14 protein-coding genes and 1 pseudogene are annotated in these 12,563 nt (G+C 66.0%); 7 read left to right on the top strand and 8 right to left on the bottom strand.

From position 1 onward, the window contains the following. The first annotated feature begins 19 nt into the window (after positions 1 to 19). Both SSP29_RS10315 and SSP29_RS10310 read left to right on the top strand, forming a co-directional pair. Positions 20 to 448, top strand: coding sequence for an ATP-binding protein (locus tag SSP29_RS10315; protein ID WP_089100237.1), 429 nt, complete (start codon positions 20 to 22; stop codon positions 446 to 448). After that, positions 448 to 849 carry a hypothetical protein gene (locus SSP29_RS10310; RefSeq protein WP_167449910.1) on the top strand — a complete coding sequence of 134 codons (402 nt, stop codon included), beginning with the start codon at positions 448 to 450 and terminating at the stop codon, positions 847 to 849. The genes SSP29_RS10315 and SSP29_RS10310 overlap by 1 nt, the downstream gene beginning before the upstream one ends. Positions 850 to 1,099: 250 nt before the next feature. Here the strand turns inward: SSP29_RS10310 and SSP29_RS10305 are convergent, their stop codons facing one another. Together SSP29_RS10305 and SSP29_RS52475 are read right to left on the bottom strand one after the other, a co-directional pair. Then, positions 1,100 to 2,749 carry an AAA family ATPase gene (locus SSP29_RS10305; RefSeq protein ID WP_089100235.1) on the bottom strand — a complete coding sequence of 550 codons (1,650 nt, stop codon included), beginning with the start codon at positions 2,747 to 2,749 and terminating at the stop codon, positions 1,100 to 1,102. Next, complete coding sequence (locus SSP29_RS52475; protein ID WP_145968873.1) at positions 2,749 to 3,258, bottom strand: hypothetical protein; 510 nt, start codon at positions 3,256 to 3,258, stop codon at positions 2,749 to 2,751. Before SSP29_RS52475 ends, SSP29_RS10305 begins: the two co-directional genes overlap by 1 nt. 605 nt (positions 3,259 to 3,863) lie before the next feature. Between SSP29_RS52475 and SSP29_RS52470 the strand changes: the two genes are divergently transcribed. Together SSP29_RS52470 and SSP29_RS10300 are read left to right on the top strand one after the other, a co-directional pair. Further along, positions 3,864 to 4,280 (top strand): hypothetical protein, encoded by a 417-nt coding sequence (locus tag SSP29_RS52470; protein WP_145968872.1) that lies wholly within the window; start codon positions 3,864 to 3,866, stop codon positions 4,278 to 4,280. A 330-nt stretch (positions 4,281 to 4,610) separates the two neighbouring features. Further along, complete coding sequence (locus SSP29_RS10300; protein WP_089100234.1) at positions 4,611 to 5,012, top strand: hypothetical protein; 402 nt, start codon at positions 4,611 to 4,613, stop codon at positions 5,010 to 5,012. Between the two features lie 1,560 nt (positions 5,013 to 6,572). On the opposite strand, the gene SSP29_RS59075 is transcribed toward SSP29_RS10300, so the two are convergent. Then, the gene (locus tag SSP29_RS59075) at positions 6,573 to 6,713 is read right to left on the bottom strand and encodes a hypothetical protein (RefSeq protein WP_174855943.1); all 141 of its coding nucleotides are present in this window, start codon (positions 6,711 to 6,713) and stop codon (positions 6,573 to 6,575) included. Between the two features lie 33 nt (positions 6,714 to 6,746). Here SSP29_RS59075 and SSP29_RS59615 point away from each other — a divergent pair. Continuing rightward, positions 6,747 to 7,184, top strand: a pseudogene (locus tag SSP29_RS59615) (IS110 family transposase); the annotation flags it as partial. Between the two features lie 38 nt (positions 7,185 to 7,222). Here the strand turns inward: SSP29_RS59615 and SSP29_RS59610 are convergent. The 4 genes from SSP29_RS59610 to SSP29_RS55300 all read right to left on the bottom strand — a co-directional run bounded on the left by SSP29_RS59610 (position 7,223) and on the right by SSP29_RS55300 (position 10,914). Next, positions 7,223 to 7,945: a class I SAM-dependent methyltransferase gene (locus SSP29_RS59610; RefSeq protein ID WP_245883064.1), complete on the bottom strand. Its 723-nt coding sequence runs from the start codon at positions 7,943 to 7,945 to the stop codon at positions 7,223 to 7,225. Then, entirely contained in the window at positions 7,942 to 8,448 is a 507-nt protein-coding gene (locus SSP29_RS10285; protein WP_089100233.1) for a hypothetical protein, read from the bottom strand. The genes SSP29_RS59610 and SSP29_RS10285 overlap by 4 nt, the downstream gene beginning before the upstream one ends. Positions 8,449 to 8,450: 2 nt before the next feature. Beyond that, positions 8,451 to 9,644 carry a molybdopterin-dependent oxidoreductase gene (locus SSP29_RS10280; RefSeq protein ID WP_089100232.1) on the bottom strand — a complete coding sequence of 398 codons (1,194 nt, stop codon included), beginning with the start codon at positions 9,642 to 9,644 and terminating at the stop codon, positions 8,451 to 8,453. Between the two features lie 532 nt (positions 9,645 to 10,176). Next, the gene (locus SSP29_RS55300; RefSeq protein ID WP_089100231.1) at positions 10,177 to 10,914 is read right to left on the bottom strand and encodes a flavodoxin family protein; all 738 of its coding nucleotides are present in this window, start codon (positions 10,912 to 10,914) and stop codon (positions 10,177 to 10,179) included. A 171-nt stretch (positions 10,915 to 11,085) separates the two neighbouring features. Here SSP29_RS55300 and SSP29_RS10270 point away from each other — a divergent pair, with 171 nt between their 5' ends. Further along, on the top strand, positions 11,086 to 11,544 hold the full coding sequence (locus SSP29_RS10270; RefSeq protein ID WP_089100747.1) for an SRPBCC family protein: 459 nt from the start codon (positions 11,086 to 11,088) through the stop codon (positions 11,542 to 11,544). Next, entirely contained in the window at positions 11,544 to 11,873 is a 330-nt protein-coding gene (locus SSP29_RS10265) for a TfoX/Sxy family protein (RefSeq protein ID WP_089100230.1), read from the top strand. The genes SSP29_RS10270 and SSP29_RS10265 overlap by 1 nt, the downstream gene beginning before the upstream one ends. Before the next feature lie 67 nt (positions 11,874 to 11,940). Here the strand turns inward: SSP29_RS10265 and SSP29_RS10260 are convergent, their stop codons facing one another. Then, the gene (locus tag SSP29_RS10260; protein WP_089100229.1) at positions 11,941 to 12,540 is read right to left on the bottom strand and encodes a TetR/AcrR family transcriptional regulator; all 600 of its coding nucleotides are present in this window, start codon (positions 12,538 to 12,540) and stop codon (positions 11,941 to 11,943) included. Between the last annotated feature and the right edge of the window lie 23 nt (positions 12,541 to 12,563).

Genomic DNA, 12,563 nt, shown 5'->3' with positions numbered 1-12,563 from the left:
CCAGCACGAAGGGACTTGTATGCACGAGTATACGAGTACAGCCCGGGTCTGGGGACTCAGTTGCCCAGGTTTCCCGGAAGAGGTCAGCCGAGCCCGCCGCTGGACCCGTGACATCCTGCGAGGCTCCCCTTTAGCCGAAGACGCCGAGCTGATCGTGAGCGAGCTGAGCGCGAACGCGATCCTCCACACGGCCAGCGGCCAGCAGTCGGGCAGCTTCCATCTGGCCCTTGCGGTGTCAGCGCAGGTGATCGCACTGTCGGTCACGGATGAGGGGGTCGCCGGCACCGCACCGAAGATCAAGCGCCAGGACCAGGAGGCCGAGCACGGCCGAGGCTTGGGCATGGTCAGCGCAATCGCCCATCGCGTCGTCGTCCACGAGAGCGACGGAGGCTACACGGTCACCGCCGAGCTGTTCGCGGGCCGACCGACCGGAGGTCACCCGTGCTGATGGACAAGCCGCAGCGGGGCTACTGGTGCGAGTGCTGGACCGAGGACATCACCGACGGGACGGGATGGCCGGCGCTCCGGGCCTCCTTCGACGCCTACTCCGCGCCCCAGGCAGACAGATGGGTTGCCATCGCACTCCGCACCATCTCACCGGCACTCGACCCCGACGCGTCTCAGGAAGCGTGGGAGTGGCTCTACGACGGCCGCATAGCGACGAGGAAAGCCCTCCTGTGCGCCGAGGCGTGCACGGTGACAGTCACGCAGGCCAGCACTCGCATCACATGGACGATCCGGCCCGTGATCTTCCTGCCACTGGCACACCGTCAAGGCAGCGAACTCCCATCCTGCACACAGGACTTCAAAGCGCACACAGCACCTCAGGCGCCCCACACGCCCGACTGAGTTACAACCTTCCTTACAGGTTCAAGGCGGCTCGCTCCGCTCCCCGCGCGCGGCCCGGCCCCCGGCCGGGCCTGCGCTCCTGCCTCCGTCCCGCTCCAGCCCGGCCGGCGCACGTGCCGCGCTCAGAGCGATCAACCATGAGATGCCGAAGCAGGGGTTCATCGCGGCTGGGGCGGTCGGCTACACGGCTATACGCAGCCACTCTGGCGCGAGCCTCGAAGTTCACGGCCCCAAAGTCGTTCTACCGACCTCATGCCGTGTTCAGGCCCGCATACCGCCCAAGCGCTTCCAGATCGAGTACAGGCGATCGCCGCAACTCGTCTCGGAATAGAGTGCTCTTCAATTTTCTGAGCGTATTAGCCTTTCCGCTCAACCTAAAAGTCCATTTGCCGTCCTCGAGGTCAAGTACGTGCAGCCCCCGCTTCAAGCGCACATCTGAGTACTGACTTAGGTCGAGAATGTACGCCTCATACTTGACTCCCTGGCGGTGCTGGTCTGAGAGCGTAGCCTGAATCAGGTGCGCAAACCGGAGGTCAACGAGGCGTGCAAGAGTCTCATAGGCCGGGAGGGATTTTTGGGCAACATCGACGCGGAAGTAGGTGTATCCCTCTCCCCGAACATACGACGAAAGATATTCGAGAGCCGAGGTCAAAGAATCGGCGTTATCTGCAGAAACATCCTGCTCTAGATCTCTCAATTTTCCTCGCGCCGCCTTACCGGCGGCATCTGCGACGTCTTCCTGTCCGACCTCCCGAGCGTTTGTCCGGGATCTAGCTGCCACGATCGAAGAGGCGAAAAGGTTCAAGTAATCCCTAGGTACACCACCTGAACCGAGAATCAGCCTGCCAAGCGCTGCATCACGGGTAATACTCGACGGTTTAGAGATCCCCACGGTTTCCGTGTAGTTCGTAAGCACGGACTCCAAGAACTTCTGCGTGGCTTCAGGATCTTCCAAAGTCACATCCAGATCGATCTTGGATGCGTCATGCGGAATTTCAATGCCGATATGCGAGGATGGCTCGAAAGGCCGCGTCAAGCGTTCAATGCTCGCAACCTTCAGCCAGCCATCACAGTCGCGCAGCATGCTAGTCAAGTAGTCAAGCAGATGCGGTTGCGCGGAGGTAGGGAAAAGGTAGAAGTCATCGAGATACAGGTACAGGCGAACGATCCCCGCTCGCAGGACCGTCCGCAATCCCCTATTCAAATCAGCGATGGTTTCGCCGAGCTCTGCATCTCCTTCAGCGGCCCGGAGAGATGTGACTTTCTCGCCGAGATCTTTTAGGCGAGCGAAGGAATCACCCTGGGAAGTGCCTGCGTGCTGAATCAAGGAGGTTAGTACAGTCTCCGCAATCATAAGGAAAGCGGAAGATGGGTTCATTAGTCGCAGGGTGTGGGCATTCATCCACGCCGTTACGTGCCCTTCTCTCTCGGCGAGACGCTTAGCCTCGAGAAGGAGCGCGGTCTTCCCTACACCACGTCGGCCGTAGACGAGGTGGTGACGTGACGCACCAATAGCGGCCAGACTAGCCCGGGGATCTTCCATGTACTTGAGACTGGGAAGTGCGTCAGATGTGCGCGACCTAGCTTCCAACAGCTGGATCAGCTGGTCAACTTTTGAAGAGGCGAGGACGCTCTTTGGCGTCGAGACCAGAGGCTTTTCAACATCGGTACGATGCGGCCTGAAAGTGACAGCGAGAGATTCATTTTCCGTATCGTGCACGGAATTTAGTTCTTGCTCAATAGGTCCAGCCAGACTCTGCGCTGCCGCTATCGAGTCTTCGTCCACCCAAACAAGAAACCATCGTTCGCCAGGAAATGACCTTTCCTCGACACGCACGATGGGGATGTCTGCATCGTCAAGTACCCGAGCGATTCGGGCTTCGTAATCACTTGCCGACATCAGATATATCCGTTCGTCAGGGCGAAAGATTCACACATCTGGACAAAGTTGGCCGCTGTTGCTGAAAGTGCACGAGCATCGTTTTCCCAATCGGATTCGTTGATTGGGTAGATGTCATAATCAGCCTGATTGCGCAGCAGGCGGGCATCCACGAGTTCAGCCTCACGCACGACCGGGCTATCGATGCCCGCAGGGAGATTCCGCGGAAGGATGTTATGGCGCTCGTGATCGTCACCTTTAATTTCCGCGAAAGCGATGGCGCGCGCCGCTTGATACATTGCGTAGTAGAAACGACTGATGGCCGATCTGTATTGTGTCGCAAAAAGTAGAGCGTCACCCGCCCGGAGATGCCCTCCGGCTAGAAGCAGACGATCCGAGACGATCTGCTGCAGCAATTGAGCCGTGGGGAACGGATATTTGCTGCCACCTACTGGAAGTGCTGATATTGTTGCGCTCTTGCTGGTGGAAATGTGCAATAGCATTTGATCGGCAAGCGTGACTGTTGGCATGTAATCTGCGCTACCCCCCTGCGTAACCCTGGCCAGCGCCACAAGGGTAGTCGGCCCCGACAACGTTCCACACTACCCACCAAGCGATTGGCTCACCCAGTGTTTGCGGGATGGCTTGTAGCAGGTGCGTGCATCACAGGGACCCCACGTCGTTCAACGAGCGCCTGTACTCGCGGCACCACCCCAGCCGAGAGCTCGCGGACCGTCCGTCACGGGCCGGCAGTCGCGGCTTGCTCTGGTCGACGACACAAGCCAGTAGCGTGGCTGAGGCCGGTGGGGGTACAGCGAGGCATACGCGTGCGTGGTCGGTCGACGCACCCGCCGTCGTGGCTGACTGTCGTCGGCTGAGGCTCAGACACTCCGGGGCCCAGTTCCACCAAAGGACGTTCGAGGCGAAGAGGCCGTGCCATTCGCGTGCCAGATCCTGCGGGGAACCACGGGGAACAGCGGGAACTTGCCCCGGGTGCGACCAGGACTCCAACATCGCTCCGTCGCAGGTCACCGCTGCAACCGCCGCCAAGAAACCCGAGCTTCCCAAGCTCAGGTCCTGGAGCCGCCATCTTGCGATATGGTGCGGCTTCGCATGACGACCCCTCGGAGAGTCAGTGAACCTGCTGAACAGCCGCGTTGCCCACATTGCGACCACGATTCTGCTGGGCTTGGCTGTACTCACTCTCACTGGTTGCAACCCTGATCCGACCGACCCTGAGAACGTCGATCCGATCACCCTGGCGAACGGCACATCGAATCCAGTGCACGTCTTCTGGTGTGCCGGCGACGGGGACAACGAATGCGCCGAGCAGCAAAGCCTAGGTGTCATCCCAGCGAGGGCGATCCGCAAGGTACATATCTCCTCCTACGAAGTAATGCTGCACGTCAAGACAGCCTCAGGCCCAGGGGGATACGTCTGCGAAGACGACGCTCCGGGCAGTCGAATAGCTCTGAGCGCGTCGTATCCCTCCATGAAGTCCGCGTACGACCACTGCCTGGATGGAGCTTCTCCTACCATCTCGCCCCGCTGAGGTCCCGCATGGACGTACCCCCACCCGAGGCCAATCCTGGCGCCCTCCTGGCCTCCCCCGCGAGTCAACGCGGATCCGCACACCGGGCGCGCTGACATGCTGCGATGACGAGTCCGGCCGTCTCAGTTTCCGTCTCATTCAGCCACGTTCACGGCCGTTCAACGGTGATCGATAGGGCATGCTCAACCGTACGTGAACGCAGGTGAACGCCCTGGCACCCAGTCCAACACCCCACCACCACAGTTGGAAAGCGTGTGCGCAGCGCTGAGAGAGCGCCGGTAGCGTGGTGGCTTCAGTTCACTGTCAGTCCTGGCCTGTACGGTCCCGCCTATGGCTGAGAGACCGACTACGAGCTGGCGGCGTGGCATAGCTGAGGAAGCCCAGGAGCTTGCCGACGGCACCCTGGACCCCGAGTGTGCCTGCGTGGCAGTGCTGTACCCCGAGGAGCTACTTGTGGCGACCGACGTACTCCTCGACGCCTTTGAGGGCGAGCTTCATGGACTTGGTGAGGCGAGCGACGAGCAGGTCTTTGCTGTTGTCAAAAGCGTCGTCCTGGCCCTCAACGCGGCGAACGACGCCGACAACGGTGGCACCTTCGAAACCGACGAACGCGAAGCTCTGTGCGACTACATCGACGAATCACTCACCGAGCACGGCGTCGATGTAGTCGCCTTGACCGCACGTCATGGCCTCGGCCCGTACCAGCTCACGAACAAGTGGCGGAAGTGGTGAAGCGGCTCAGGAACGCGATCCGCTGAGCATCACACGACTCCGCACCACAAGCGCACCAGATCGAGCGGGGAACAGCGGGGAATCACGGTGAAAGCAAGCGACACCGACAACGCCGTGGCTCAGCCGTTTGACCAGGTCAACCCCCGATCCGGCCGGATGTGCCCGCAGCTTCCCAAGCTGAGAGCGCGAGTTCGATTCTCGTCACCCGCTCCAGATTGAAACCCCAGGTCAGCGGCCTGGGGTTTGTTTGTTGTCTAGTCCAATTTAAGGGTTTCATGCCCTCTGTGTGCCCTAAGTCGACGCTCGGGGGTCGCCGCAGGGGCCCCAAGGCGCCACTTCGGCAACGGCAACCTGGATCGTCTCGAATTGCGAGACGCATTTTCTGTGACCTGCGCCACTTCGTGGCGGGATGCCTGCGAAGTCGCTTTAGCGAAGGTCGAGTTCACCGCTATCTCGTCTACGACAGGTGTACCTGGGACTCGTTGGCCTTCGCTCGTCGAGTCCGGGCTCGGCCGGGCGCGGTTCTGCCGGGCCTGGCCGAGCCGCTGTAGTGGAGTCGCAGCGATCTTCTGGCCGTCGTAGTCGGCGGGAGCGAGGCCGATCCTGCGGGCGGATGGCGAGGCCGGCTTGCTGAAGCCGGAGAGCCGCTTGTCCACCGCGGCTTCCGGCTGCACTTCGCCGCCCGCCCGCCTGCCTGCTGTCGTGGTCGGGCTCGGCCGTCGCTCCCCTGGCTCTCGCGTTCGCGGCACTGCACCTCGGCGGCGGTCCGCGCGCCCTCGCAGCCGGTGTCGCATCGCAGCTCGCGGTGCTGCCGGTCGGTCGTGTCGTGGCCGCCTGTGGAGAGCTATGTGCGCGCGTTCAGTGGTGTCGTACGCGACCGCGGCGCACCGGAGCTTCCGGCCGCCGCGGTCATGGTCACCGCCAACGGCTACCGGTCGGGGGCTTCACCAAAGCCGCGAACCGAACGGATGCCGGAGCTCGGCGGGGGAGCGGGAGTGAGGATCGGAGAGGCTGACCGCGCACAGCAGGCCGTCGCTGCGTTCGAAGGGCCAGGGCATCCAGCGCTCCATCGGTGCGACCAGAACGCCGTCATGCAGCAGGGCGGCGATGCCTGTTCGGCAGTCGGTCAGTGATCGGCCTGAACATTGAAATGTCATGATTCAGGCAAGAAGGGCATCGAATCGGCCGAATGAAGCTGCAAACAGGGCGATGAGTGCCTCAGTCCGGTGACGATGGGTTCGGCGTGGGCCGCCTCGACCGGACTGGGGAGGACGAATGGGCAAGCAGGTCAAGTGTGGGTCGACTCAGACCAAGACTGGCAAACGGTGCCAGAATCCGGCGATGATCGGCTACTCCCGCTGCCAGTTGCACCGAGGTGAGTGGACTCCGCCGCAGCGCAAGAAGACGAAGAAGCGCTGACCTGAGGTCTGCTTGTCCGGGTGTCTCGAAGCCGTGCGGGGGATCGTGTGCGGGGCGGAGAGGCTGCTGCTCGCCATCCGTCTCGGAGAGCAGCCCCGGAGCAGTGATGACCCGGGGCTGAGGGGCCGACACGGCTTTCGGTCAGCCGGAGTGGTTGAGCACGTTTCCGTTCACGCAGTGGTTGAGGGCGTCCCCGGCGGATGCGCCGCCCACCGGAACCACGGCCAGTTCCTGGAAGTACACCGCGGCCGCGCTGAAGTTCCAGTTGTTCGCGGCGTTCACACCGGGGCCGAAGTTGCTGTCGTTGTCGGCGTGAGCCGGAGAGGCGAGGGCAAGATCGACGCCCGCGACTCACTCGTCATCGCCGACCAGGCTTGGATCCGCCGTGACCTCCAGGAACTCAGGCCCAACGATGAGACCAGCATCGAACTCCGGCTCCTGACGAACCGCCGCACCGACCTCGTTCGCGGCCGCGCCCGGTCCATCAATCGGCTGCGCGCCGCCTTGGCCAGCATGTTCCCTGCGCTGGAACGCGCGCTTGTCCTGACCAGCGCTGGAACACTCGTCCTGCTGGCCGGCTATCGGACGCCGGCAGCCCTCCGGTGCCTCGGGACCGCGCGGCTCACACGATGGCTGCGCACGCGTGGCGTCCGCAGCCCGGAGAAGCTTGCGAAGAAGGCCGTGGAGGCCGCAGAGCGGCAGCACACTTCCGTTCCCGGCGAGCAGGTTATCGCCCGGTTCGTTCGGACGCTCGACCCCAGGCAGCGGAGGGGAGCGGGGCAGTGTTCGGCTCAGACGACCGCGGCCCCGCCGTCTTCCGTCGCTGTGGGGTCCGCGTCAGGGCGGTCGCAGGATGATCTCTGGTGGGTGAGGGTGGCGAAGCAGCGGTGTTCGCTCGTCCACTGGTCGGTGACGGCGAGGGCGAGGTCGGCGGCGATCCTGTGGAGCGCCGGTCGTCCCAGTCGGGCCCAGGGAAAGTACGGTCCGGCCTGGCCCTGGACGTTCTCGAACCGGGCGGTGCACTGCTCTTGCACGTCCCTCGGATCGACCTCGACGACGAGGCACCCGGTGGGGGCGATGAGGCCGCCGCAGCGGCGCAGCAGGCCATGGGGGTCGCCTCCGATGCCGATGTTGCCGTCGATGAGCAGCACCGTCCGCCAGCCTTTCTCGGCCGGTAGCCGGTCGAAGACAGATGCCCGCAGTGCCAGCCCGCCCAGGGCGGTGGTCAGTGCGACCGCGCGAGGTGTGATGTCGACCCCGAGGGCGAAGACTCCCCGGCTGAGGAGTGCTCTGCACATGCGGCCCGGGCCGCAGCCGATGTCGATGACGGGGCCGGTGCAGCGTTCCAGGACGGTGTTGTCGGCCGCCGTGGGCTGCTCGTGCCAGCGGTGGACCGGCATCCGGATGCGGCGCCCGTCGTCCAGCCGCAGGTAGACCGGTTCCCGGCCGGGGCGGAGGGCGAGGGCGTACGGGTCCTCGTCGGCGTCGTACAGCTCGTTCTCGTCCGTGGTCACGGCGCTGTGCCGGGCCCGGCAGAGGGTCGGCTCTCGTCGCCGCCGGGCCGGTGCACGCGGCGCAGTCGCACGGCGAAGGCGACCGCGGAGGCTGCGAAGAGCACGCCGGTGATCGCCAGCCATCGGCCGAGGTAGATGCTGTCGGACAGGCCGGTGTCACCGGGGTAGGGGACCGCCAGACGGAGGATGAGGGGGAACCAGACCAGTAGGAGGAGACCGGAGAGGAAGGCGGGGACGCGCAGGTGGTTGATCCAGGGCACCGTCGGTCTGTCGGAGGCGTCGGAGCGGTGTCGTAGTACGGAGAGGGCCGACAGGTCGGCCAGTGAGTACAGGGGCAGCAGGATGAGGTCGTGGAGGATTGCCGCGCCGACGAGCCAGATCGCCACTTGCCAGGGCTGGACGGCGAACAGGCGTACCAGGGCGTAGCCGGTCAGGGCGAACGAGGCGATCAGGACGAGCAGGTGCAGGGGGCCGGAGCCGTACCAGCGGACGAATCGTGCCATGGTCACGCCCTGAAGGTGAGCCGGTGGACCCACTTGGTGTTGTTCACGCCGGGGTTGGCCGGGACGATGATGCGGGCCGGGTAGCCGTGATCGAGCGAGAGGGCCGCGCCGTTGACGCGGAGGGCGAGCAGCGCTCGGGGGTCGCGGATCTGGTTGCCGCGCAGCACCACCCTGGTGAAAGGGCCGGGCGGCTGGATGGACTGAACCAGGACGCTTGCGGCGTCAGGCATCCCGGCCAGGGCGGCGAGGTCGGCCAGCCGCAGGCCGCTCCAGTGCTGGTCCTCGGTGGACCATCCCTCCACGCAGGCGATCGGCAGTGCGGCGGCGTGCTGGGGCATCGCCAGGAGCTGCTCGCGGGTGAGGATCCGTGGCGCTCCGCGTCCGTGCACCTCCAGCCGCCAGCTCGGTCCGACGAGCGCGGGGGTGATGCCGACCTTCGCCGCCGTCTTGTTGATCTGGAAGGCGTTCGGGCCGCTGCCGGGGTCGCGGTTGTGCGGTGCGAGCAGTGCGGTGCCGCGCAGCCAGCCGCCGATGCTCTGTCCGGCGGTCACGACGAGGAGGAGCAGCGATCCCGCGCCCACCATGCCGAGTGCGCCGCGGCGGGTCATCGTCGGCGGGGCGGGGGCGGCCGCCACCAGGCCGTCGGGATCTGGTGGTTCGGGCGCGGTGTGGGCGAGGTCGGTGCGCAGTTCGGTGCTCAGGCTGCGCGAGCGCAGGGCGCGGGTCATCCGGCCGAGTCTGAGGCACACGTGGACGACGAAGGCGGCGATGAACACCCAGGCGCCGTAGAAGTGCAGGCGGTAGAACGAGCCCGGGAAGACGTAGTAGAGCTGGATGTTGAGGATGCCGGTGACGAATTCGAAGATGACGCCGCCGACCAGCATCAGCAGGGACAGCCGCTCCAGGCTGTGGGCGACGGAGCGTACCGGCAGCCATTCGAACAGCTTGGGGATCACGGACCACAGCTTGGCCAGCAGGACCGGGACGAGGACCACGCCCAGGGTGACGTGCACGCCCTGGAGCAGCCGGTAGAGCCAGTACGGGTGGGTGGGCCAGCTGAAGAGGTAGAAGCCCAGGATGCCCTTGTCGGGGGTCTCGTCGTTGAGGGGGCTCAGATCGGGGTTGTAGGCGGCGTAGGAGAGCAGTCCGGTGAGGAAGAGCAGCGGAATGCCGACCAGGAGGACCAGGCCGAACACCGAGGTCAGCCAGGGCCCGCGGATCGGACTGCGCCAGAATCCGGGGCGGAACGGACCCGGAGGCGGGGGCAGCTGCCCGATAGCCCGTGCTGTCGCGCGAGTCCGGGCACGGCCCGCAGCCGCGGCGGTCGCCACAGCGCCGGCTACGCGCTTCAGCCGCTTCGGCGCCGACGCCCCTTCCGGGCTTCGGCGTCGCGACCCACCGGTCGGGGCCGGACCCGACGGCCGTCCGCCACCTGCCATCGGCCGTCTCCTCCCGTCTTCGAACCGCGCTCACAAGTGGACGGCCCTCAACGCCACGACCTGTTCCGGATGAACAGGACACCTTCAAGCTGGCACAGGTCAGGTGGGCTGTCCGGGCCGGAGGTGCAAGCGGGTGTCCGCCACCAGCCGAACGGCGGAACGACCGCCTCGGTGATCTCCAGACGCCCGTGCCTCGTGGCCGTGCCACCCTCATCAGGAGTGGTGCGCTCGGCGGCGGAGACGGACCCTGCTTCCGGACCGCGCGCGGCTGTTCCGGCCATGGGTGTGCCTACCGGTGCTCGGGGTTCTCGTAGTCGTGGCGGCAGCCGGCGTCCCAGGCGGTGCGCTGGTTGCCGTAGGCGGGGATGCCTCCGAGGTCCTTCAGCGCACGTGCCAGGTGCAGCAGGTTCCAGGTCATGAAGGTGGTGTTGCGGTTGGTGAAGTCGTTCTCCGGGCCGCCGGAACCCGGGTCGAGGTAGGAGGGGCCGGGGCCGGCCTCGCCGATCCAGCCGGCGTCCGCCTGGGGAGGGATGGTGTAGCCCAGGTGCTGGAGGCTGTAGAGGACGTTCATGGCGCAGTGCTTGACGCCGTCCTCGTTGCCGGTGACCAGGCAGCCGCCGACGCGGCCGTAGTAGGCGTACTGGCCGGCGTCGTTGAGCAGGCTGGAGCAGGCGTAGAGGCGTTCGATCACTCGCTTCGTCACGGAGCTGTTGTCGCCGAGCCAGATGGGGCCGGCCAGGACGAGGATGTCTGCCGCCATCACCTGCCGGTACAGATCGGGCCAGGCGTCCGTCTCCCAGCCGTGCTCCCGCATGTCGGGCCAGACGCCGGTGGCGATGTCGTGGTCCACCGCTCGCACCACGTCGACCCGTACCCCCTGTGCGTCCAGGATGGCGGTGCTGCGGTCGATCAGTCCCTGGGTGTTGCTGGTCTCCGGGGAACGCTTGAGGGTGCAGTTGATCACCAGAGCGCGCAGGTCGTCGTACCGGGCCGGCGGCGCGTCGGTGGCGGGCGACGAAGCGGTCACACGATCCTCCTGAAAGGCTCTGCCATCACGTGGTGCGTGGCGAGTCGTCCGTGTCCGAGGTCCAGCGTGCGAGTCGCCCACGTCAGGTGCCACTCGCAGTGCCTCCGAATGGCCTCGACCGCATCCGTCCGCTGTGGTGCGGTCTCCGGCACCGGCTGGGACGCTGGCCCTGTGGCAATCGATGTGACGGTGCGACGGGTGATCCCGCTGCCGCCCGACCGGGTCGCCGCGTACGCCATGGACTGGCGTCACGACCCGGAGTGGACCCAGGGCATCCGCAGAGCGGAGCTGACCAGGGAGGCGGACGGTGGTGGGTTCGGCGTGGGTGCCGAGGTCACCCGTACGGCCCGGTTCCTCGGTCGGCGCATCGACTACGTCCTGCGGGTGGCCGGGTACGACCCGCCGCGGCTGCTGGACATGGTCGCTTCGGCCGCTCCCATGCCCATGCACGTCACCTACTCCTTCGAGTCCCATCCGCGGGGAACCCTGGCCGGTATCCGGGTTCGCGGCGGCCCCGGCGGCCTGCTCCGGCTGGCCGAACCCCTGACGTCCCGCCAGGTCCGATCCTCTCTCGGCAAGGACCTGCGCGATCTCGAACGCCGGCTCACCGATCGCGAAGGCGGCACGTGATGGCGTACGACGAAGGACTGGCGGAGCGGATCCGGCAGCATCTGGGCTCCGACCCGGACCTCGCCGAGAAGCACATGTTCGGCGGTATCGCCTTCCTGTACGGCGGCAACATGGCCGTCGGGGTGACCGGCGACGACCTCATGGTCCGAGTGGGTCCAGAGGCCATGGACGCCGCACTGGCCCGTCCGGGCGCGCGGATCTTCGACATGACGGGCCGGCCGATGCGCGGCTGGGTCGTGGTCGCGGGCTCCGCCGTCGCGGAGGACGAGGCGCTCGGCGAATGGATCGACGAGGGGTACGCGTTCGCGGCGAGCCTGCCGCCCAAGTGAGTTCTCACCGCCCCGGCGAGCGGCTTCCGAACGGACGACCGGCCGGCCATCGGAGCTCGTCACCGGGTTACCCGGCGGTGCGGCTACTGAGTGATCGGAGCGCGGCGGTGACAGTCTCACGCAGCGAACCGGCGTGGGCACCCGTCCGGGAGCGCAGGTTCACGCCGTAGGCGAGCAGCGCCAGCAGTTCTGCCGTTGCGCCCGGCTCGGTGTCGGCCGCCAACTGCCCTTGCGCCTCGGCTTTGACGAGCGCCGCGTACAGCGCGTCCCGCAGCTCCTCGTGGTGCCGATGGAGGAAGGCGCGTACCTCGGGGTCGCCGTTCTCCGCGCCGGCCTGCGCGTTCGAGACCAGGCAGCCCCAGCGGGCGTGTTCTCCCGAGCACCGGACCTCGATCAGGGCGTCGAAGAACTCGGCGACGGCGGGCAGTCCACGGCCGTCCCCGGCGAGCCCACGGAACGCCGGCCTGGACCACTGCTCCTGGTAGCGGCGCAGCGCGGCGAGGTAGAGCTCCTGCTTGCCGCCGAAGGTGGCGTACAGACTGGAGCGGTTGAGGCCGGTCGCGGTCACGACGTCCTGGATCCCGGTCGTGGCCACGCCCTGCCGCCAGAACAGCCGTACCACGGCCTCCAGGGCCGTGTCCGGATCGAAGTGCTTGATGTCCGGCATGAGTCACCCCACCAACTTGAAAC

The organism is Streptomyces hyaluromycini (assembly GCF_002217755.1).
GTDB lineage: Bacteria > Actinomycetota > Actinomycetes > Streptomycetales > Streptomycetaceae > Streptomyces > Streptomyces hyaluromycini.
The sequence above is the reverse complement of the archived record's forward strand: the minus strand, read 5'-3'. Positions and strand labels throughout refer to the sequence as shown.

Coding starts and splice junctions, on each gene's coding strand:
- SSP29_RS10285 (WP_089100233.1), bottom strand. CDS start 8,448: ATGGCACGATTCGTCCGCTGGTACGGCTCCGGCCCCCTGCACCTGCTC.
- SSP29_RS10315 (WP_089100237.1), top strand. CDS start 20: ATGCACGAGTATACGAGTACAGCCCGGGTCTGGGGACTCAGTTGCCCA.
- SSP29_RS52475 (WP_145968873.1), bottom strand. CDS start 3,258: ATGCCAACAGTCACGCTTGCCGATCAAATGCTATTGCACATTTCCACC.
- SSP29_RS10300 (WP_089100234.1), top strand. CDS start 4,611: ATGGCTGAGAGACCGACTACGAGCTGGCGGCGTGGCATAGCTGAGGAA.
- SSP29_RS10305 (WP_089100235.1), bottom strand. CDS start 2,749: ATGTCGGCAAGTGATTACGAAGCCCGAATCGCTCGGGTACTTGACGAT.
- SSP29_RS10310 (WP_167449910.1), top strand. CDS start 448: ATGGACAAGCCGCAGCGGGGCTACTGGTGCGAGTGCTGGACCGAGGAC.
- SSP29_RS10260 (WP_089100229.1), bottom strand. CDS start 12,540: ATGCCGGACATCAAGCACTTCGATCCGGACACGGCCCTGGAGGCCGTG.
- SSP29_RS10265 (WP_089100230.1), top strand. CDS start 11,544: ATGGCGTACGACGAAGGACTGGCGGAGCGGATCCGGCAGCATCTGGGC.